This is a genomic window from Terrirhizobium terrae (assembly GCF_030323265.1).
Taxonomy (GTDB): domain Bacteria; phylum Pseudomonadota; class Alphaproteobacteria; order Rhizobiales; family Rhizobiaceae; genus Neorhizobium.
Map to the genome: position 1 here is coordinate 231,874 of NZ_CP104990.1, position 22,025 is coordinate 253,898.

10 protein-coding genes and 12 pseudogenes are annotated in these 22,025 nt (G+C 61.2%); 17 read left to right on the top strand and 5 right to left on the bottom strand.

What is annotated here, in order from left to right; all coding sequences use genetic code 11:
- The first annotated feature begins 21 nt into the window (after positions 1-21).
- The 14 genes and pseudogenes from modB to N7E02_RS01175 all read left to right on the top strand — a co-directional run bounded on the left by modB (position 22) and on the right by N7E02_RS01175 (position 12,733).
- Positions 22-723, top strand: a pseudogene (gene modB / locus N7E02_RS01105) (molybdate ABC transporter permease subunit).
- Positions 720-1,780: pseudogene (gene modC, locus N7E02_RS01110) on the top strand (molybdenum ABC transporter ATP-binding protein). Before modB ends, modC begins: the two co-directional pseudogenes overlap by 4 nt.
- A 127-nt stretch (positions 1,781-1,907) precedes the next feature.
- A pseudogene (locus tag N7E02_RS01115) lies at positions 1,908-2,962 on the top strand (LacI family DNA-binding transcriptional regulator).
- 79 nt (positions 2,963-3,041) lie between these two features.
- The gene (locus N7E02_RS01125) at positions 3,042-3,710 is read left to right on the top strand and encodes an amino acid ABC transporter permease (protein WP_092994316.1); all 669 of its coding nucleotides are present in this window, start codon (positions 3,042-3,044) and stop codon (positions 3,708-3,710) included.
- A gap of 16 nt (positions 3,711-3,726) precedes the next feature.
- Positions 3,727-4,384: pseudogene (locus N7E02_RS01130) on the top strand (amino acid ABC transporter permease).
- 50 nt (positions 4,385-4,434) lie between these two features.
- Positions 4,435-5,237: pseudogene (locus N7E02_RS01135) on the top strand (transporter substrate-binding domain-containing protein).
- Between the two features lie 24 nt (positions 5,238-5,261).
- Complete coding sequence (locus N7E02_RS01140) at positions 5,262-6,041, top strand: amino acid ABC transporter ATP-binding protein (protein ID WP_286578272.1); 780 nt, start codon at positions 5,262-5,264, stop codon at positions 6,039-6,041.
- A gap of 40 nt (positions 6,042-6,081) precedes the next feature.
- Positions 6,082-7,016, top strand: a pseudogene (locus N7E02_RS01145) (2-hydroxyacid dehydrogenase).
- A 12-nt stretch (positions 7,017-7,028) separates the two neighbouring features.
- Positions 7,029-7,351 (top strand): annotated as a pseudogene (locus N7E02_RS01150) (EthD domain-containing protein).
- A 183-nt stretch (positions 7,352-7,534) separates the two neighbouring features.
- The gene (locus tag N7E02_RS01155; RefSeq protein WP_286578273.1) at positions 7,535-9,061 is read left to right on the top strand and encodes an ABC transporter substrate-binding protein; all 1,527 of its coding nucleotides are present in this window, start codon (positions 7,535-7,537) and stop codon (positions 9,059-9,061) included.
- Between the two features lie 98 nt (positions 9,062-9,159).
- Positions 9,160-10,100: pseudogene (locus N7E02_RS01160) on the top strand (ABC transporter permease).
- Entirely contained in the window at positions 10,100-10,987 is an 888-nt protein-coding gene (locus N7E02_RS01165) for an ABC transporter permease (RefSeq protein ID WP_286578274.1), read from the top strand. Before N7E02_RS01160 ends, N7E02_RS01165 begins: the two are co-directional and overlap by 1 nt.
- A 2-nt stretch (positions 10,988-10,989) precedes the next feature.
- Entirely contained in the window at positions 10,990-12,198 is a 1,209-nt protein-coding gene (locus N7E02_RS01170; RefSeq protein WP_286578275.1) for an amidohydrolase/deacetylase family metallohydrolase, read from the top strand.
- Between the two features lie 23 nt (positions 12,199-12,221).
- Positions 12,222-12,733, top strand: a pseudogene (locus tag N7E02_RS01175) (RidA family protein).
- A 7-nt stretch (positions 12,734-12,740) separates the two neighbouring features.
- Here N7E02_RS01175 and N7E02_RS01180 read toward each other — a convergent pair.
- A pseudogene (locus tag N7E02_RS01180) lies at positions 12,741-13,567 on the bottom strand (IclR family transcriptional regulator).
- A gap of 93 nt (positions 13,568-13,660) precedes the next feature.
- Between N7E02_RS01180 and N7E02_RS01185 the strand changes: the two are divergent.
- Positions 13,661-14,855, top strand: a pseudogene (locus N7E02_RS01185) (aminotransferase class V-fold PLP-dependent enzyme).
- A gap of 37 nt (positions 14,856-14,892) precedes the next feature.
- Here N7E02_RS01185 and N7E02_RS01190 read toward each other — a convergent pair.
- Positions 14,893-16,431 carry a PQQ-dependent sugar dehydrogenase gene (locus N7E02_RS01190; protein ID WP_286578276.1) on the bottom strand — a complete coding sequence of 513 codons (1,539 nt, stop codon included), beginning with the start codon at positions 16,429-16,431 and terminating at the stop codon, positions 14,893-14,895.
- Positions 16,431-16,868, bottom strand: a complete 438-nt coding sequence (locus tag N7E02_RS01195) for a DUF2231 domain-containing protein (RefSeq protein ID WP_286578277.1) — start codon at positions 16,866-16,868, stop codon at positions 16,431-16,433. Before N7E02_RS01195 ends, N7E02_RS01190 begins: the two co-directional genes overlap by 1 nt.
- A 386-nt stretch (positions 16,869-17,254) precedes the next feature.
- Here N7E02_RS01195 and N7E02_RS01200 point away from each other — a divergent pair, with 386 nt between their 5' ends.
- Positions 17,255-17,992, top strand: coding sequence for a hypothetical protein (locus N7E02_RS01200; RefSeq protein ID WP_286578278.1), 738 nt, complete (start codon positions 17,255-17,257; stop codon positions 17,990-17,992).
- 6 nt (positions 17,993-17,998) lie between these two features.
- Here N7E02_RS01200 and N7E02_RS01205 read toward each other — a convergent pair.
- Positions 17,999-19,418, bottom strand: a pseudogene (locus N7E02_RS01205) (ISNCY family transposase).
- Positions 19,419-19,787: 369 nt separating this feature from the next.
- Here N7E02_RS01205 and N7E02_RS01210 point away from each other — a divergent pair.
- Positions 19,788-20,525 (top strand): hypothetical protein, encoded by a 738-nt coding sequence (locus N7E02_RS01210; protein ID WP_286578278.1) that lies wholly within the window; start codon positions 19,788-19,790, stop codon positions 20,523-20,525.
- A 6-nt stretch (positions 20,526-20,531) separates the two neighbouring features.
- Here the strand turns inward: N7E02_RS01210 and N7E02_RS01215 are convergent, their stop codons facing one another.
- The gene (locus N7E02_RS01215) at positions 20,532-21,953 is read right to left on the bottom strand and encodes an ISNCY family transposase (protein WP_286578279.1); all 1,422 of its coding nucleotides are present in this window, start codon (positions 21,951-21,953) and stop codon (positions 20,532-20,534) included.
- Between the last annotated feature and the right edge of the window lie 72 nt (positions 21,954-22,025).

Sequence of the window (22,025 nt, forward strand, 5' to 3'; positions counted from 1 at the left end):
TTTTCATGCGGGGTGAGCGGGTTGGACTGGCTGACATTAAGCGATGAGGAATGGGGGCGATCAGGCTCAGCCTGTGGGTGTCGGGCGTCGCCATGGTCGTCAGCCTGCCCTTCGGCATCGTCGTCGCCTATCTGCTGGCGCGGGGGAAGTTCTGGGGCAAGTCGATCCTGAACGGCATCGTCCACCTGCCGCTGATCCTGCCGCCGGTGGTGACCGGTTTCCTTCTGCTCGTGATGTTCGGCCGTCGCGGCGTGATCGGTGGTTTCCTCTATGACTATCTCGGTATCGTCTTTTCCTTCCGCTGGACGGGGGCGGCACTTGCCTGCGGCGTGATGGGCTTTCCACTGATGGTCCGCTCGATCCGGCTTTCGATCGAGATCCGTCGATCGTAAGCTCGAAGAGGCGGCCGGCACGCTCGGCGCGAGCCCCGCCTGGGTGTTCATGACCGTTACCCTGCCGCTGATCCTGCCCGGCGTGATCGCTGGCATGATCCTCGCCTTCGCCAAGGCGATGGGCGAGTTCGGCGCGACGATCACCTTTGTCTCCAACATCCCCGGCGAGACGCAGACGCTGTCTGCCGCCATCTATACCTTCACCCAGGTTCCGGGCGGCGATCTCGGCGCCATGCGGTTGACGTTGGTCGCGATCGTCATATCGTTTGCGGCGCTGCTGGCGTCCGAACTGCTTGCCCATGTCGTCGGCAGAAGGGTGAGCCCGGAATGACGCTGATCGTGGAAGCCAGGCAAAGGCTTGGCGCATTTTCGCTGGATGCGGGTTTCACCTCCGAAGGCGGCGTCACCGCGCTGTTCGGACGCTCGGGTTCCGGCAAGACATCGCTGGTGCGGATCATTGCCGGTCTGGCAAAGCCCGATCAGGGCAGACTGGTGATCGATGACGAGGTTCTGGTCGATACGCAGAAGCGCATCTTTGTGCCGAAGCACCGCCGCCGTTTTGGCTATGTCTTCCAGGAGGGAAGGCTGTTTCCGCATCTCTCGGTGCGCCAGAACCTGATCTATGGGCGCTGGTTTGCGCCGAAGACTGCCGCTGCCGCCGATTTCGATCGCATCGTCGACATGCTCGGTATTGAGGCACTGCTCGAGCGCCGGCCGGGGGCGCTTTCCGGCGGCGAAAAACAGCGTGTGGCGATCGGGCGGGCGCTTCTTTCTGCGCCGCGGCTGTTGCTGATGGACGAGCCGCTTGCCGCGCTGGATGAGGCTCGCAAGGCCGAAATCCTGCCCTATCTTCAGCGCCTTCGCGACGAGACGACGACGCCGATCGTCTATGTCAGCCATTCGGTGGCGGAGGTTGCGCAACTCGCCGACAAGGTTGTGATGATGAAGGACGGGCGCGTTGAGGCCGTGGGCACACCGTCCGAGATCCTGTCGCTTCCTCCACCGACCGGCGCGAGGCCGGTGCCGTCCTTGCGGGTGTCGTCGAGCGTGTCGATGCCGCCCATCGGCTGGCGACGATCACGCTTTCGAGTGCATCCCTGACCGTGCCGAATGCCCGGGTGCTGGAGGGGCAGCAGGTGCGCGTCCATATTCCCGAGCGGGACGTGATGGTCGCGACCATCCGGCCGGAGGGCTTGAGCGCGCTCAACATCATCGAGGGCGTCGTCGCGGCCATCGAGCCGGACGGGGAGGGGATGGCGCGGATCCGGATCCGGTCTGGCAGTGACGTGCTGCTCGCCCGCATCACGCTTTTGTCGGTCGAGCGGCTGGTGCTGGCGATCGGCAGGCCCGTCTTCGCAGTCATCAAGACGGTCGCACTGGAACGATAATTTCGAGTGAATTCATGAGGATGAGTACCTCGCATCGGAATCCGTCCACAAGCACAGATTGACGGCGGCTCATTCGGCACACTTATATGTGCCGCGAACTGGCCCGCCATGCGAAGTGATTCCTGCCATGACACCCGACCAGCGAAAGAAGAACCGCGTCACCCTGCTCGATGTCGCCCGCCATGCCGGCGTATCGCGGGCGACCGCATCTCTCGTCATCCGCAAGAGCCCGCTTGTCGGCGCCGACACCCGCGCCCGCGTGGAAGCCTCGATGGAGGCGCTGGGCTATGTCTACAATATGGGGGCCGCACGGTTGAGGGCCGATCGCAGCCTGACGATCGGGGTCGTCATCCCGAACCTCACCAATCCTTTCTTTGCCGAATTGCTGGCAGGCATCGAGACCGTGATCGACGCCGCCGGCATGGTGGTGATCCTCGTCAACAGCGGCGACCAGGTGGATCGGCAGGACATTCTGATGACCCGTATGCGCGAACACGGCGTCGACGGCATCATTCTCTGCCCGGCCGCCGGTACGGGCGAGGAAGTGCTCGACCGCCTCGGCGAATGGCATCTGCCACTCGTACAGGTCCTGCGCCGGGTCTCCGATCAGGTCGACTATGCCGGCGTCGACTATGCGCAGGGCATGCGCCAGGCCGTGGATCATCTGTCGGAGCTCGGTCATACCGACATTGCCTTCGCCGTGCATGGGCCGGTTCACTCGGCGTATGAGGAGCGGGTCGAAGGGTTTCAGCAGGCGATGCAGGCGAAGGGCCTGTGCGCCGAAAGGGTCGTGCGCGTGCCGCACCAGATCTCAGCGATCGCCGATGCCGCGCATCTCTTCTCCGAGGGGCCACGGCATCCACCGCCGTGATCTGCTTCAACGACGTTGTGGCGCTCGGCCTTTCCGCAGGGCTCTACGATCTCGGCATCCAGGTCGGCCGGGATTTCTCGCTGATCGGCTTCGACGACGTGGCTGATGCGGATGCCATGCGGCCAAAGCTGACCTCCGTCTCGACCTTTCCCGAGGCGGTCGGCGAGAACGCCGCCAACCTTCTGCTCGACCGGCTGGCGCAGCCAGAGATCGGGCCTCGCAGACTTGTGAAGGCGACGAAACTGCGGATCCGCCAGTCGAGCGCGCCTTGCAGTGGTGGCGGGCATGATTTACGCAAAGCCCGGGGTTGACGTTGTCTGACAACCCAATTAGATCGATCTAAAGCGTTGCGGGGAGTGCGGCGCGACAAGCGACGGTGGAGGAGCCTCGTTGTACGATTTCAACTTTGCACCGGTATTGGCAGGTTTCGACAAGCTCTTGCTTGGCGCGTGGGTGACTGTTCAGCTCTCCTGCGGCGCAATGATCCTCGGCCTGATCGTCTCGATCCTCTGTGCGGCGGGCAAGACCTCCCGCGTCGCGCCGCTACGCTGGGTGATCGATGCCTATATCGAGATCATCCGCAACACGCCCTTCCTGGTGCAGATCTTCTTCATCTTCTTCGGCCTGCCGGCCCTCGGCCTGCGCCTGTCGCCGAATAGCGCCGCACTGCTGGCGCTCGTCGTCAATTTCGGCGCCTACGGCACGGAAATCATCCGCGCCGGTATCGAGTCGATCCAGAAGGGGCAGGTGGAAGCGGGCACGGCGCTGGGCCTCTCCAAGCTGCAGATCTTCCGCTACATCATCATGAAGCCGGCGCTGAGGACCGTCTATCCGGCGCTGACCAGCCAGTTCATCTACCTGATGCTGACATCGAGCGTCGTCTCGGCAATCTCCGCCGATGATCTTGCCGCAGCCGGCAACGACTTGCAGTCGGCGACTTTCGCGAGCTTCGAGGTCTATATCGTCATCACCGCCATGTATCTGGTCATGTCGATCGGTTTTTCCGCCGTCTTTTCGCTGATCGAGAAGGCCGCTTTCCGCTATCCGTTGAGCCGCTGAGGAGGACTGGACCATGCTGATCAGACCTTTCGGCTGGAATGAATTCATGATCATCGTCATGGCGGCGCAGTGGACGATCGCGCTGTCGGCGATCGCCTTTGCCGGCGGTGGCATAGGCGGCCTGTTCATAGCGCTGGTGCGCGTGTCGGACGCCAAATGGCCGCGGCTGATCGCGACCGGCTTCATCCGGGTCTTCCAGGGAACGCCGCTGCTGATGCAGCTCTTCCTGGTGTTCTTCGGCATGAACATCATGGGCTTTGCCATCAATCCATGGCTTGCGGCGGCCGTCGCCTTGACGCTGCATGCCAGCGCCTTCCTTGGTGAAATCTGGCGCGGCTGCGTCGAGGCGGTGGCGCCCGGCCAGCGGGAAGCCGCAACCGCACTCGGCCTGCGCTATTATGACCGCATGCGCTACGTGATCCTGCCCCAGGCGGCGCGAGATCGCAGTGGCGCCGACCGTCGGCTTCCTCGTACAGCTGATCAAGGGCACGTCGCTTGCCGCGATCATCGGCTTCACCGAGCTGACGCGGCAGGGCCAGATCATCAACAATGCGACATTCAGCCCGTTCATGGTGTTCGGCACGGTAGCGGCGGTCTACTTCATCTTGTGCTGGCCGCTGTCTCTGCTGGCGCGGCGCATGGAAGTGAAATTTTCCCGGTCGACAGCACGTTGACCGGCCCGACCCGGCGGGAGGATGCCGGTAAATCAGAAGGGTAGGAGCAAATGAATATTACACGACGCATCGCAATGGCAGGCATCGGCGCGGCAATGGTGCTCGGAGCAACGGCTTCGTTCGCTTCCGCGCAGACGGTCGACAGCATCAAGCAGGCCGGCACGGTCAAGGTCGGCATGATGGTCGACTTCCCGCCCTTCGGCATCATGAACACGTCGAACGAGCCGGACGGCTATGACGCCGACGTTGCCAAGCTTCTCGGCGAGGCATGGGGCGTCAAGGTGCAGATCGTTCCGGTGACCGGCCCGAACCGTATTCCCTACCTGCAGAGCAACCAGGTCGACCTGCTCGTCGCCTCGCTCGGCATCACCGAGGAGCGCGCCAAGAATGTCGACTTCTCGCAGCCCTATGCCGGCATTTCGATCGGCGTCTTCGGCGCCGCCGACACCGCGGTCTCCAAGCCGGAAGACCTGTCCGGCAAGACGATCGGCGTCGCCCGCGCCTCGACCCAGGACACGGCCGTGACCAAGATCGCGCCGCAGGATGCCAAGATCCAGCGTTTCGACGATGATGCGAGCGCCGTGCAGGCACTTCTCTCGGGCCAGGTCGAGCTGATCGGCGTCTCCAACGTCGTCGCGACCCAGATCGAACAGGCGGCACCCGGCCGTTTCGACCAGAAGCTTCAGCTCAGCCAGCAGGTTCAGGAATCGCGGTGCGCAAGGGCTCGGCCGAATTGTTGACGGCTGTCAACGCTTTTGTCGAAAAGGCCAAGGCGGATGGCGATCTGAACAAGATCCACGAAAAGTGGCTCGGTTCGCCGCTTCCGGATTTCGTCACGGAAGCCAAGAAGTAAGTCAGAACTAAAGGAGTTCCTCGCATGACCGAGGCAAAAGCAAACGCAGCTGCGGCGGCCGTGCCGGGGAGCTCCGATCTGGCGGTGCGTATGGAAGGCGTCAACAAGTGGTATGGCGCCTACCACGCCCTGAAGGACGTCAATCTGGCGGTCAATCGCGGCGAGCGGATCGTCATTTGCGGGCCTTCGGGCTCCGGCAAGTCGACGCTGATCCGCTGCATCAACCAGTTGGAAGTGATCCAGCGGGGCAAGATCGTCGTCGATGGTCACGACCTGAGCGCCGGGGCTAAGACTGTCGACCTGGTGCGCCAGGAAACCGGCATGGTATTCCAGAGCTTCAACCTCTTTCCTCATATGACCGTTTTGGAAAACTGCACGCTCGCGCCGATGAAGGTGCGCGGGATTTCCAAGGCTGAAGCCGAGAAGACCGCGCGGCGTTTTCTGGAGCGCGTGCGTATCCCGGAGCAGGCCGAAAAATATCCCGCCCAGCTTTCCGGCGGGCAGCAGCAGCGTGTGGCGATTGCCCGGGCGCTCTGCATGAACCCGAAGATCATGCTGTTCGATGAGCCGACCTCGGCGCTCGACCCGGAAATGGTCAAGGAAGTGCTCGACACGATGATCGACCTCGCCAAGGAAGGCATGACCATGCTTTGCGTGACCCACGAAATGGGCTTTGCGCGCCAGGTTGCCGACCGGGTGATCTTCATGGATCGCGGCGAAATCCTTGAAATGGGCCCGCCCGACACGTTCTTCGGCAACCCGCAGAACGAGCGGCTGAAGAACTTTCTCGGGCAGATCTCCTGACCTCAGCCCGGTCGGGATACAGACAAGCAGGATATAAGTGATGAAACCGGATATTCTTCTGGTCGAACCGATGATGCAGGCGATCGAGGTTGAGCTCGACACGCTCTACACCGTCCACCGCCTCTATAACGAGGCCGAAAAGTCGACGATCGAGTCGGCGCTGCCAACGATCCGCGCCGTGGCAACCGGGGTGGGACTGGGCTTTCCAGTGATTGGATCGAGAAGCTGCCCAAGCTCGGCGTGATCGCCGTCAACGGCGTGGGGACCGACCGGATCGATCTCAAGCTTGCCCGTTCCCGCAATATCGACGTTGCGACCACGCTCGGCGTGCTGACCGATGATGTTGCCGATACCGGGATCGCGCTGATGCTGGCGCTGCTGCGGCTTGTCGCGGCCGGTGATGCGTATGTCCGCAATGGCCAGTGGCCGAAGGGCGGGTTTCCGCTCGGGACCAGCCCCAAGGGCAAGCGGCTCGGCATTCTCGGCCTCGGCCAGATCGGCAAGGCTTTCGGCCGCAAGGCGGAAGCCTTCGGCATGTCGGTGCGCTACTGGAACCGCTCGCCGGTTGCCGACAGCGACTGGAAGGCCTGCGCCTCGCCGATCGAACTGGCGGAAGACAGCGATGTGCTCTGCGTCGTGATCGCGGCGACCGCCGAAACGCGCAATATCGTCGATGCCGAGATGCTGAAGGCGCTCGGGCCGAAGGGGTATCTGATCAACATCGCCCGCGGCACGGTCGTCGACGAGGAGGCGCTGCTGGCCGCCCTCAACAATGGCGAGATCGCCGGGGCGGGCCTCGACGTCTTCGTCAACGAGCCGAACATTCGCGAGGAGTTTCTCACCGCACCGAACACGGTTCTGATGCCCCATGTCGGTAGCGCGACGCTCGAAACCCGCATGGCGATGGGCGATCTCGTGCTGAAGAACCTCGCCGCCCACTTCGCCGGCGAAAAGCCGCCGACCACCATCAACTGAAAGCATCAAGTCATGATCATTCGTGAGGCCTTCTTCGAAGGCGCAATCCATGCCGGCAAGGAAGACGCGTTCAAGGCCTATGTGGCCGAGAAACTGATGCCCATGTGGCTCAAATTCCCGGGCATCCGCGAGGTGAAGGTGCTCTACAATGTCGAGCGGGATGAGGGGCTCCGTCCTATCCGATGGCGCTGTGGACCGCCTATGACAGCCGCGAGGCACTGGCCGCCGCGCTGGAATCTCCGGTGCGCTACGAAAGCCGGGAAATGACCAAGGGCCTCATGGAAATGTTCGACGGGCACATTCATCACCACGTCTTCGATCTCGCGCTGAGCTGAGCATTTAGGCGCCAACCAAAGATCCGAACTTTCATGAGCCGCGGACGGGCATTCCCGTCCGCGGCTTTTTCGTATTTCGCGCATGTTTGCCGGATCGCCAGGAAGCGCATTGACACGGGGTGCGATCGCGATATTCTGTAATTAGGTTCTATGTTTCATAATAATGTAATAGCGGGAACGACAATGAACTTGAAGATCGCACTGCTTGTGGCCGCTGCGGCCATCGTAACACCTCAATCTCTCTGGGCACAGGAAAAGGGCGGCGTGCTGAACGTCGCCACGATCGGCGAGCCGCCGACACTCGATCCGATGGCCTCGACGGCCGATCTGGTCGGCATCGTCACCCAGCACATGTTCGAGACGCTCTACACGTTCGACAAGGGCTGGAACGTGACGCCGCTTCTGGCCGAGAGCCTTCCGGAGATCTCCGCCGACGGCAAGACCTATACGATCAAGCTCAGGTCCGGCATCAAGTTCCACGACGGTTCGGACATGGCATCCGACGATGTGGTGGCGTCGCTCAACCGCTGGATCAAGCTTGCCTCGCGCGGCAAGCAGGTTGCCGGTTTCGTCGACACGATCGCTGCAACCGACCCTTCGACGGTGACGATCACGCTGAAGCAGCCCTATGCGCCGCTGACCTCGCTGCTTGCCTTCAACAATTCCGCCGCGATCGTGCTTCCGGCCGAAAAGCAGGACGAGCCGATGAAGGAATTCGTCGGGACCGGTCCCTATATGCTCAAGGAGCGCAAGGCCGACCAGTATATCCAGCTCGTCCGCTTCGACGGCTACAAGTCGCGCAGCGAAGAGGCGACGGGTTATGGCGGCGCGCGTCACCAGTATCTCGATGAGATCCGCTTCGTGCCGGTGCCCGACGCCAATACCCGCGTCGAAGCGGCGATTTCCGGACAGTATGACTATATCGATTCCCTGCCGGTTGAATCCTTCGATCGCCTGAAAGGCTCCTCGGCCACCCAGCCGGTGGTGCTGAAGCCGTTCGGCTACCCGGTCTTCGTTTTCAACACGGCCGAAGGTTCGGCGAAGAACGTCGCGATCCGCAAGGCGATCCGCCAGGCGCTCAGCATGGAGGACATGCTGGCGGCCGCCTTCGGTAGCACGGAATTCTACGCGCTCGACGGCAATATCTATCCGAGCAATTTTTCCTGGAGCACGGACGCCGGCGTCGAGGGCAACTATAACGTTGCCGATCCGGAAGGTGCCGCAGAGGCTGCCAAGGAGGCCGGATATAACGGCGAGCCGATCCGCATCCTGACCAGCCGTCAGTACGAATTCCACTACAAGATGGCGCAGGTCGCGGCGGAATATCTGAAGCTTGCCGGCTTCACCGTCGACATGCAGGTGGTCGACTGGGCGACGCTGACCCAGCGCCGCGCCGACAAGGGCCTCTGGGACATCTACATCACCCACAGCCCGTTCCTGCCGGAACCGGCGCTGATCGGCTCGCTCTCGACCAGCTCACCGGGATGGTGGGATACGCCGGCCCGCAAGACGGCCGTCGATGCCTTTACCTCGGAAGTCGACCCTGCCAAGCGCGTGGCGCTGTGGGCCGACGTCCAGAAGGCGATGTATGAGGACATTCCCTTCATGAAAATCGGCGACTTCAACGGCGTGTCGGCCAAGTCGACGAAGCTCGAAGGGGTCGAGGCCGCTCCATGGCCCTATTTCTGGAACGCATCCCTGACGAAGTAAGCACGAGGAAGCGGGTGCCGGAACCGTCCGGCGCCCGTCTCGGCGTCCCTCTGCCTGAGAACGGGCGGAGGGAAGGGGACACGTGAACAGGTAAGTGAATGGTACGGTATATTCTCCAGCGCCTTGCAGGCATGGTCGTGGTGATGTTTCTCGTTGTCACCATCGTCTTCGTGATTCTGCGCGTCACGCCGGGCGATCCAGCCGCCGTGATGCTCGGCCCGGATGCGAACCCGCAGGATATCGAGGCGCTGCGTTCTCGTCTGGGGCTCGATCGGAACCTGCTGGTGCAATATGTCTTCTATCTCGGCCAGCTGCTGAAGGGCGATCTCGGCCAGTCGATCTTCCTCAACATGCCGGTGACGTCAGCTCTTCTTGACCGGGCCGAACCGACCTTCTTCCTGACGCTCTTCTCGCTGGCGATCGCCAGCATCATCGCGCTGCCGATCGGCATTTATGCAGCATACAAGCGTGGCTCCTTCGTCGACCAGGCAGCGACCACGATCGCCATGCTGGCGGCGAGCATTCCGAGCTTCTGGCTCGGTCTCGTGCTGATGCAGTTCTTTTCCGTGCGCCTCGGCCTGTTTCCGGTGTCGGGCTATGGCGGGCCGGGCAGCAGCTTTCTGGAGCGGATGTATCACCTGACGCTTCCGGCCTTTGCGCTCGGGATCGTGTCGTCGGCGCTGATCCTGCGTTTCACCCGCGCCTCGATGCTGGACGTGCTTGGCGATGATTACATCCGCACCGCCCGGGCTAAGGGCGTGACGGAGCGGACGGTGATCCTGCGCCACGCGCTGAAGAATGCGCTGATCCCGATCCTGACCGTGATCGGCCTGACGGCCGCCGTGCTGATTTCCGGCGCGGTCGTGACCGAAACCGTCTTCGGCCTGCCGGGTGTTGGAAACCTTGTCGTGTCCGCCGTGCTTCGCCGCGACTATCCGGTCATCCAGGAGCGCTGCTGATTATCGCCGGGCTCTACGTGCTCATCAACTTCATCATCGACATGCTCTACCTGCTGGTCGATCCGAGGGTGCGCTACTGATGACGGATATAAGCTCGACCAATCGCTCCACAGTCGACCGCTCGCCCGGCGCGCTGTCGCAATTCCTTCGCCGCCTGTTCCGGCGCCGCACGGTTGCGGTCGGCATCATCGTCCTTGCGATCTTCGTGATCCTGGCGGTTCTGGCGCCGTGGATCGCACCTTATTCGCCGTCAAAACTTTCGATCGTCAACCGGCTGAAGCCGCCCGGCGAAATGTTCTGGTTCGGGACCGACGAGTTCGGCCGCGACGTGTTTTCGCGCACGATCTATTCCGGTCGGCTGTCGCTGCTGATCGGTGCCGCTGTGGTGACGCTTTCGGCCCTGATCGGCGTCACGCTCGGGCTGCTGGCGGGCTTTTTCCGCCGCCTCGACACGCCGATCGCACGGCTGATCGATGCGATGATGGCCTTTCCGGATATCCTGCTAGCGATTGCGCTAGTGGCGGCGCTCGGCCCGTCATTGCTGACCGTCATCATCGCGCTCTCAATTGTCTACGCGCCGCGGCTTGCCCGTATCGTCCGCGCCTCGACCATCGTCATCCGTGAACTGCCCTATGTGGAGGCGGCGCAGGCGCTCGGCATCTCGACCTTCCACATCATGACCCGGCATGTGCTTCGCAACCTCGTCTCGCCGATCCTGGTGCAGGGCACGTTCCTGTTTGCCAGCGCCATGCTGGCCGAGGCGAGCCTCTCCTTTCTCGGGCTCGGTGTGAGCCCGGACATTCCGACCTGGGGAACCATGATCGCAGCCGGCCGACAATATGTCGGGCAGGCGGACTGGATGACCTACTTCCCCGGCATCGCCATCGTTCTATCCGTCCTGTCGCTGCAAATGGTCGGCGACGGCCTTCGAGACCTGCTTGATCCCAAAATTGGAAGGGAAATGTAATCATGAGATCCGGAGAAAAGGCGCAACCGCTTCTCCTCGCCAATGTGAAGCCGATGGCATTCGGTTCCAATGCGCATGAGGGTAGCACCGACATTCTTGTCGGTTCTGACGGCAAGATCGTCGCAATCGGCCCCTCACTTGCTGCACCCGCCGATGCCCGCCGCATCGATGCCGCCGGCGCCTGGATCTCGCCGGGCTGGGTCGATCTGCATGTGCATATCTGGCATGGCGGAACCGACATTTCGATCCGCCCATCCGAATGCGGCGCGGAGCGTGGCGTGACGACGCTGGTCGATGCGGGCTCTGCCGGCGAAGCGAATTTCCACGGTTTTCGCGAATATATCATCGAGCCGTCCAAGGAACGCATCAAGGCCTTTCTCAACCTTGGTTCGATCGGCCTCGTGGCCTGCAATCGCGTCGCGGAGCTGCGGGATATCCGCGATATCGACCTCGACCGCATTCTCGAATGCTATGCGGAAAACAGCGAGCATATCGTCGGCCTCAAGGTGCGCGCCAGCCATGTGATCACCGGCTCCTGGGGTGTTACGCCGGTCAAGCTTGGCAAGAAGATCGCCAAGATCCTGAAGATCCCGATGATGGTGCATGTCGGCGAGCCGCCGGCGCTTTATGACGAAGTGCTCGAAATCCTCGGTCCCGGCGACGTCGTCACCCATTGCTTCAACGGCAAGGCCGGATCCTCGATCATGGAGGACGACGACCTGTTCAACCTCGCCGAACGCTGCGCTTCCGAAGGCGTGCGCCTCGATATCGGCCATGGCGGTGCCTCCTTCTCCTTCAAGGTAGCGGAAGCGGCGATCGCGCGCGGGCTCTTGCCGCATTCGATTTCGACCGACCTGCACGGCCATTCGATGAATTTCCCGGTTTGGGATCTGGCGACAACCATGTCGAAGCTTCTCTCGGTCGGCATGCCGTTCGACAAGGTGGTCAATGCGGTTACCCATGCGCCGGCGGAAGTCATCAAGCTCGATATGGAAAATCGTCTTTCGGTCGGCCAGCGGGCGGATTTCACCATTTTCGACCTGATCGATTCCGATCTCGAAGCGACCGATTCCAATGGTGATGTCTCGCAGCTCAAGCAGCTGTTCGAGCCGCGCTATGCGGTGATCGGTTCCGAGGCGATCACGTCCAGCCGCTACATCCCGCGGGCCCGCAAACTCGTGCGTCACAGCCACGGTTATTCGTGGCGGTGAGCCTTCGTTGAGACAGCATCAGCATGACAGGAGTTGACGTGAGCACGTCCCCAGCCAAGGCCGGCACGGCCGCTTCCACGCCCTATGACCGCCTCGCAGCGCTCGGCATCGAACTGCCGCCGCCGCCGAAGCCGATCGCAAATTTCCTCACCCATGTACAGGAGGGAGCCTTCTCTTCCTCTCCGGCCAGGGGCCGCTGGAAGCAAGTGGGCACATGCATGTCGGTAAGGTCGGCGGCGATGTTCCGACCGAGGACGCCTACCGGCATGCCAGGGTGACGGGCATCAACCTGATCGCCGTGATGCATCATGCGCTGGGCGACCTCTCGCGGGTGAAGCGCGTCGTCAAGCTGCTCGGCATGGTCAATGCCGTGCCGGATTTCCGCGACCATCCGCAGGTGATCAACGGCTGCTCCGATCTTTTTGCCGAAGTTTTCGGCGAGGCCGGACATCATGCGCGTTCGGCTGTGGGGTTCGGCTCGCTGCCGGGCAATATCACGGTCGAGATCGAAGCAATTGTCGCCCTGCACGAATAGGAACCGGCTAGTGGTTGCGCCATCCCATCAGCGTCTCGATCCGCTCGGCGGAAGCCCGGACCTGGCCGGCATAGAGTTCCCGGTCGCCCAGGACTTTCTGCTCGGGCAGCACGATGGAGATCGTGGCGACGCATGCGCCGGAACGATCGCAGACGGGGAGGCGATGCAGGCGACCGAATAATCGGATTCCGCCACCTGCACCGAGAGACGATCCTGATAGGCCCTGGCCGCCGAGTCCGACAGGGTGTGTGCATCCGTATCGGCGCGGCCCGTGGGCGAATGGCGGGCACAGCGGCTGAAAAGCTCGACGCGTTCCTGTTCGGAGAGATGGCCGACGAGAAGGCGGCCGGATGCCGTCCAATTGAGCGGCACGCGGGTGCCGACGCGCGACGAGACCTGGAAATGGCTCGGGCCGTCGGCCATAGCCAGGACCAGCATATGGTCGCCCTCGCGGCCGCAGACCTGCACGGTCTCGCCGGCCTGGCGGCAGAGGTCATGCATCTCGTGGGTGGCGACGGCCATGAAGTCCAGCGAGCGCGCATAGGCGAGGCCGTAGTGATAAAGGCGGGGGCCGAGCCAGATCGTACCGTCGGCATTGCGCGCCAGCATGTTCTTTTCAACGAGGTCGTCGACGATCACGTAGACGGTCGAGAGCGGCGCCTTGACCGCCTTGGCGATCGCATAGGCACCCGCCGGGCCGCCGGTTTCGTAGAGATGGTCGATGATCTGCAGCGCCCGGTCGATGCCGCTGACGCGCGAGCGTTTGCTACCGTTCGCGCCGTCGTCGCTCGGCTCGATGTCATCGGAAACTGTTGATGATGTCCTGGCGTCCACGCGACCGATCCCTGCATTACTCGCATGAGCTATTACATTACTATGGCATAAGTGTCGATGATGAAATCGGCTACGCCTGACTGGAGAAAGCAAATGTCCGACGATATCCGCAGCAAGATCGGCCTTCGGCCCGTCATCAATGTTTCCGGCACCATGACCGGCCTTGGGGCCTCGATCGTCGTGCCCGAAGCCATCGAGGCGATGACGAAGATCCTGCCGCAATTCGTCGAGATCAATGACCTGCAGCGCAAGGCGAGCGCCGTCATCGCACGGCTGACGGGAGGAAGCGGGCTTCGTGACCGCATCCTGCTCTTCCGGCATCAGCCTGGCGGTTGCGGGTACGATCACCGGCCCGGATCTGCTCGCCATCGAAAAGCTGCCGGAAACCTCGACGCCGAAGAACGAGGTGCTTGTGCAGATGGGCCATGTCGTCAGCTACGGCGCGCCGGTGGACCAGGCGATCCGGCTTGCCGGCGGCAAGGTGGTGATGGTCGGGCAGGCGACCTCGACCCATCGCTATCACATGGAAAATGCCATCACCGACCGCACCGCTGCGGCGGTTTACGTCGTCTCGCACCATGTGGTCGATTATGGCCTGCTGAACCTCAAGGAATTCGTCGAGATCGCCCATGCGAAGGGCGTACCGGTCATCGTCGATGCCGCCTCGGAATATGATCTCAAGCTGTTCCTGGAGCAGGGGGCGGATGTCGCACTCTATTCCGGCCACAAGTTCCTCGGCGGCCCGACCTCAGGCATCGTCGCCGGAAAGAAGGAACTCGTGCGCAACGCCTTCCTGCAGAACATGGGCATCGGCCGCGGCATGAAGGTCGGCAAGGAAAGCATCTTTGGCGTCATGGCGGCGCTGGAGGCCTGGGAGACTCGGGATCACGCCGGGATCCGCGAGCGGGAAACGGGCTATCTGAACCTCTGGAAGCAAACGCTGGACGGCCGTCCGGGTGTGACGGCACTCATCGAACCCGACCCGACCAACAATCCGCTCGACCGCATGCGGGTGATCATTTCTGCCCAGGAGGCGCATATCACCGCGTGGGATCTGGCTGCGGCTCTACGCTCGGGCAGCCCGCCGATCATCGTCCGTGATCATGAGGTGGAACACCATTATTTCTATCTCGACCCGTGCAATCTTCATCCTGGGCAGGAGGCGATCGTCGCGAGCCGGCTTGCGGAGGAACTCGACAAGGCGAGGGCGTCGAACGAGATCATCGCGACGCCCATCGAGGACCTCAGTCGTCACCGCTTTGACGGCGCGCTACGCTGGCCGGATTGATGGAGAACGCGCCCCTCTTGAGGGGCGCGTGCTATAATCACTGAGCCGGAGCAGCGGTCGGCATTGGATCACCTGCAGGTGCGGTTTGCATCTGTGCCGGCTGTGATGGTCTGTCGGTTCTTGGTGACGGTTGGTCGGCCGCGCCGGGGACTTCATTGGTGCTGCCGGGGGCCGTCGTCGCGTCAGCTGAAGCCTGAGGATTTGCCGAAACGCGATCGGTGCCGATCGGCTGGGGTATGACATTTCCATCCGAGGACGCCACCCGCCAAACAGTGTTCCCGGCATCGTCGGCGACGAGCAGCGCTCCGGTGCCGTCGATACCCAGCCCGACAGGTCGGCCGCGAGCGTTTTCGCCGTCAAGAAAGCCTGTCACCACGTCCTGCGCCTTGCCGGAAGGTTTGCCGTTCTCGAACGGCACATAAACAACCTTGTAACCGTTGAAACTGTCGCGGTTCCAGCTGCCGTGCTCGCCGACGAACGCACCGTTGGCGTAAGCTGCCGGAAGCGCGGAATCCATCGTGAACGTCATTCCAAGTGCCGCCACATGGCTTGAAAGCGCGTAGTCAGGCGGGATGGCTTTCTCGACCATATCGGGCCGTGGCGGGCGCACACGGACATCGACGTGGTTGCCGTAATAGCTCCAGGGCCAGCCGTAGAATGCGCCATCCTTGACTGATGTCATGTAGTCGGGAACGAGGTTGGGGCCAAGCTCGTCGCGCTCGTTGACGACTGTCCACAATTCGCCCGTCTGCGGATTGAAGGTCAGACCGTTAGGATTACGGAGCCCTGAACCGAAGACGCGGGCAGCCCCCGTCTGGCGATCGACCTGCCAGATCGCGGCCCGTCCTTTTTCTGCTTCTATGCCGTTTTCAGCGGCATTGGAGTTGGAGCCGACGGATACGTACAGCATCTTGCCGTCCGGGCTGAGCGCCAGATCCTTCGTCCAGTGGTGGTTGATCGGCCCACCGGGCAACGGCGTCAAAACTCTCGGCGCGGCGGTGATCTCGTTCTGCCCGAGCTCGTAGGGATAAGCCAGGATGGCGCTCGCAGAGGCGACATACAGCGTGTTGTCGATCCAGGCGACGCCGAAGGGAGAGTCGAGCTTGGTCAGGAGATCATGCCGCTCATCCACCTGGCCGTCGCGGTTGGTATCGCGCAGCAGGGTGATGAGATTAGTTTCCTTTTGCTCCGCACTCCCGCTGCCGTGGGAGATCGACATGATCCAGCCGCGAATGATGTCCTTGGGGCGGGTGGGGGCAGACTTAGCAGGCTCCTTGGACTGGATCACGAGCACATCGCCATTGGGCAGGGTGTGGACCGTACGCGGGTTGGCGAGATCCTTCGCATAGACGGTCGCCTTCAAGCCTTCCGGTACGGCGGGCGTTTCGCCATCCTTCCATCCGACCACGCTTGCGACCTTGAGGTCGGGCATCAGATCGGCCTGGGGTTCAGGGAGAACGGGGTCGGGGCCGATCTGCTGGGAGACGTCGAAACCGCCATCCTGTGCATAGGCGCCGACAGTTACGCTTGCCGAAAGAGCAAGGGCCGAGGCAATCAGAATTCGGGACTTTTGCATCATACTCTCCATGCCAGTCTGGCATATTTGCGCGACGACACTGCCGCTGCCAGAAGCAGGAGCACGAAGGTGACTGCCGACAGCGCCAACCCATAAGGCATGACCGCCGTCCAGCCGTCGCGGGCGTGGACGAAGCTGTTGAGGACGGCAATAGCCAGGATCAGGATGTAGAGAAGCACCGTCGCAAATGCCGGCCTTAATGGACGTGTGCGTGGGCGGAGATAATCGAGAATGCCTGCAAGAAGCCCTATGCCGCCCAAAACAAGGCCAGCCAACAGCAACCACGATGAGAAATTCTGCCACATGATGTCGCTGCTCATCACGTAGGCGATGTCGGTCAAGAGAGCGAGGCTGAAACAGACAAAGGGAAACGGGACAAAGATTGACTGAAACGGATAGGCCGCCGAATCGCGGTTGGGGGAGGAGAACACAGCCATGAGGATGCTCCATGGAGGAGGAACGCCGAGACGAGGAAATTAAACCCCTGCGTGACGGTTTTGTTCCCTGTTTCCGGCTGCTTGCCGTCTTCGATGGATGTTAGAGCAATTTGCGATTCCAACTTTGCAGAGAAGGGGCATCCCAACTTCGCGGCCACGTACGATGTCAAAGCTGGATAGGGCTGCGACGCTGTCGGCCAGTTAGAGATGCGACACTGGCTCCGACGATCAGCCCCCGATCCGACCGGCTGGGCCGGGTTGCAAGGGAGGAGCGGGGGCGGGTGATGACGCTCCCTTTGGGCTTTAGCTTTCTCAGTGGCAATTGTGTCGTTGTCGACTGATACTCGTTTACACCGCATTGGGCGGGTAGGGATCAAAGCCGCGCGATGCTTCCGGAAATCAAGCTGCAGGGTAACGTCGATGTCGCCGCGCTGTCACCTCTTCTTCGCGGCATGCTGCTGTCCGTTGCCTATGCCGACGGTGAGGGCGGCATAGGATTGACCGCGACCGGCGCCATGAACCGCAAATTCGTGCATTGGGCCGCTGTGAACTTCCTCTGGCCCAACTTCACGGCCGTAGACCTCTACAGCATGAACAAAGTTCTGAACGAAAGCGACATGCCGCCGCTCTGGGTCGTGCGGGACATGACCCGCCACATGCAGCTTCTTCGCCGGAAAAAGGATGTGCTAGTGCCAACCAAACGAGGTCGCGAGTTTCTGGTGAACCCGCAAGCCTTCTTCGATCTGATCGCCACCGATTATCTCTATTCCTATGTCCACGCCACCGAGCGCAAGCAAGAGGTCCAAGCTCGGTTTCGTTGGTGGCGCATGCTCCTCAATCTTCTCAACATCAAGGCGAGAGAGGGCTGCACGCCATTAGACATTGTTAAGATCCTTTATCCAGACATGGAACCTCTGTCAGACACCGAAATGACCCTGGAAGCCTGGGAGCTGAAATCCGATCTCCAATATGGTGTCCTGCGGCGTCTGTGCTGGCTGGGCCTGCTTTATGAGACACGAGAAGGGCTCACGCTTCTTCAAGACGGAGCCTTCCACAAGACGCCGCTTTGGTCCGCCTGCTTGCAGCTGGAATCAGATATGCAAAGCGACATCGGCGTACACTGACGATCTCTATTCCGCCGCTGGCTGCCTCAATAACGCTTTCTCTCGCCGTGCAATCACCGCCGGATCGTTCATGTAATCTGTCCTCGGCTTACGGCCACGCTTCTGATAGCCGTTGGCCTTGCTGCCGTCCCGAATACCGAACATATGATCTTTCTGCCCGGTGCGCCGGGGACCGCTCTTGCTCCGTTGCTGTTCCCGTCCAGCCTGCATCTCGGCGACGATCGACAGCATGTCGTCCAGCCGCTTGTTGTTGACGACCTCGGCACGATGCACCGAGCGTAACGTGTCAAAGGTTCTATAGGGCAGGGCAAAGCTCTCATGCATGATCTCGAGCCGTCCGTCTGGATAGTCGCAGACGATCACCTTCTTACCCGCCAAAGGCGTGGAAATCTCGGTCGGATCAAGGATGAACAGCACCTTGTCGTAGCGCAGCGTCAAAGCCTGTGACAGCGTGCGAACTTCCTTGCGGCACATGGCGCCATCAAGGTTCTCGTGATCGGCCAACGGCCGGTGCATGTCCTTCGGATTGCGCGGCTGTTTGCCGAAACGCACGTTGAAATCTGCAATGAAGTCAGGCGCATAGGCGTTGGCTTCCTCGATCGTGTCGATGCCGCGAAGCCGCATCTCCTTCACCAGCCGATCCTGCAATGTCTGGTTGGCACGTTCCACACGCCCCTTGGCCTGCGGGGTGTTGGCACAGATGATGTTAATGTTCAGCTCATAAAGCGCCCGGCCGAACTGCGTCAGGCCGCTCGTCCGGTCTTTCTTCGACGGATGGAGCGAGCGGAAAACGCCGTGTTTGTCGCTGTAAAACGCCAGCGGCTTGCCCCATTGCTGTAGATAGGCCTTCGTCGCATGCAGATAGTCGAATGTATTCTCCGAGCCAGCAAACCGTAGATGCAGCAGCTTGCCGGTCGCGTCATCGATATAGACGAGCAGGGCGCATTTGGGCCCACGGTTCGAACCACCAGTGATGTGAGCCATCGATTTGCACCAGCTCACCAAAGCAATCACGCCGGCCGCGTGGCTGGAAAACCCGTTTCTTGCGTTCTCTGCGTGAGACCCAGATACCGGCCTCGGTCATCCATTGTCGCAGCGTCTCCTTGGCGACAGAGATATGGTGCAGCTCGATCAGCTTCTCACGCGCCAGCGTCGGACCGAAATCCAGATAGCGTTCGCGGATCAGATCCAGCGCCGCATTGCGAAACTCCTCGCTGTGGCGCCGGTTGCTCGGACGAGATCGCTTCCTGGAAACGAGCCCGGCCGGACCATCCCGGTCATAGGCTTGCAGCAGCCGATGGACCTGACTTCGACTGAGGTCGAGCCGTTCGGCAGCCTGGACAACGCTCAGGCGTTCGTCACGGATCTTCTGGATAAGCTCGAGGCGACGCAATTCTTTCTGCGACATGGTGATCATAAAGGACATGACGATTCCGATCGCTCATGGTCTCGACCAGGCTGAAGATCGTCATCCTTGCTCCCAACGTTGGCTTTGACCAGTGCGTCGAGAGGCGAGATTGTCGCATCTCTAACTGGCCCAACTGTCGCATTACTAAATAGCCGCTACATACGATGTCAAAGCTGGATAGGGCTGCGACGCTGTCGGCCAGTTAGAGATGCGACACTGGCTCCGACGATCAGCCCCCGATCCGACCGGCTGGGCCGGGTTGCAAGGGAGGAGCGGGGGCGGGTGATGACGCTCCCTTTGGGCTTTAGCTTTCTCAGTGGCAATTGTGTCGTTGTCGACTGATACTCGTTTACACCGCATTGGGCGGGTAGGGATCAAAGCCGCGCGATGCTTCCGGAAATCAAGCTGCAGGGTAACGTCGATGTCGCCGCGCTGTCACCTCTTCTTCGCGGCATGCTGCTGTCCGTTGCCTATGCCGACGGTGAGGGCGGCATAGGATTGACCGCGACCGGCGCCATGAACCGCAAATTCGTGCATTGGGCCGCTGTGAACTTCCTCTGGCCCAACTTCACGGCCGTAGACCTCTACAGCATGAACAAAGTTCTGAACGAAAGCGACATGCCGCCGCTCTGGGTCGTGCGGGACATGACCCGCCACATGCAGCTTCTTCGCCGGAAAAAGGATGTGCTAGTGCCAACCAAACGAGGTCGCGAGTTTCTGGTGAACCCGCAAGCCTTCTTCGATCTGATCGCCACCGATTATCTCTATTCCTATGTCCACGCCACCGAGCGCAAGCAAGAGGTCCAAGCTCGGTTTCGTTGGTGGCGCATGCTCCTCAATCTTCTCAACATCAAGGCGAGAGAGGGCTGCACGCCATTAGACATTGTTAAGATCCTTTATCCAGACATGGAACCTCTGTCAGACACCGAAATGACCCTGGAAGCCTGGGAGCTGAAATCCGATCTCCAATATGGTGTCCTGCGGCGTCTGTGCTGGCTGGGCCTGCTTTATGAGACACGAGAAGGGCTCACGCTTCTTCAAGACGGAGCCTTCCACAAGACGCCGCTTTGGTCCGCCTGCTTGCAGCTGGAATCAGATATGCAAAGCGACATCGGCGTACACTGACGATCTCTATTCCGCCGCTGGCTGCCTCAATAACGCTTTCTCTCGCCGTGCAATCACCGCCGGATCGTTCATGTAATCTGTCCTCGGCTTACGGCCACGCTTCTGATAGCCGTTGGCCTTGCTGCCGTCCCGAATACCGAACATATGATCTTTCTGCCCGGTGCGCCGGGGACCGCTCTTGCTCCGTTGCTGTTCCCGTCCAGCCTGCATCTCGGCGACGATCGACAGCATGTCGTCCAGCCGCTTGTTGTTGACGACCTCGGCACGATGCACCGAGCGTAACGTGTCAAAGGTTCTATAGGGCAGGGCAAAGCTCTCATGCATGATCTCGAGCCGTCCGTCTGGATAGTCGCAGACGATCACCTTCTTACCCGCCAAAGGCGTGGAAATCTCGGTCGGATCAAGGATGAACAGCACCTTGTCGTAGCGCAGCGTCAAAGCCTGTGACAGCGTGCGAACTTCCTTGCGGCACATGGCGCCATCAAGGTTCTCGTGATCGGCCAACGGCCGGTGCATGTCCTTCGGATTGCGCGGCTGTTTGCCGAAACGCACGTTGAAATCTGCAATGAAGTCAGGCGCATAGGCGTTGGCTTCCTCGATCGTGTCGATGCCGCGAAGCCGCATCTCCTTCACCAGCCGATCCTGCAATGTCTGGTTGGCACGTTCCACACGCCCCTTGGCCTGCGGGGTGTTGGCACAGATGATGTTAATGTTCAGCTCATAAAGCGCCCGGCCGAACTGCGTCAGGCCGCTCGTCCGGTCTTTCTTCGACGGATGGAGCGAGCGGAAAACGCCGTGTTTGTCGCTGTAAAACGCCAGCGGCTTGCCCCATTGCTGTAGATAGGCCTTCGTCGCATGCAGATAGTCGAATGTATTCTCCGAGCCAGCAAACCGTAGATGCAGCAGCTTGCCAGTCGCGTCATCGATATAGACGAGCAGGGCGCATTTGGGGCCACGGTTCTCGAACCACCAGTGATGTGAGCCATCGATCTGCACCAGTTCGCCAAAGCAGTCACGTCGGCCGCGTGGCTGGAAAACCCGTTTCTTGCGTTCCCGGCGTGAGACCCAGATACCAGCCTCGGTCATCCATTGCCGCAGCGTCTCCTTGGCGACAGAAATCCGGTGCAGCTCGATCAGCTTCTCGCGCGCCAGCGTCGGGCCGAAATCCAGATAACGTTCGCGGATCAGATCCAGCGCCGCATTGCGGAACTCTTCGCTATGGCGCCGATTGCTCGGCCGTGATCGCTTTTTTGAAACAAGACCGGCCGGACCATCCCGGTCATAGGCCTGCAGAAGCCGATGGACCTGACTTCGACTGAGGTCGAGCCGTTCGGCCGCCTGGACGACGCTCAGGCGTTCGTCACGAATCTTCTGGATGAGTTCGAGGCGATGCAACTCTTTCTGCGACATGGTGATCATAAAGGACATGACGACTCCGACCGCTCATGGTCTCGACCAGGCTGAAGATCGTCATCCTTGCTCCCAACGTTGGCTTTGACC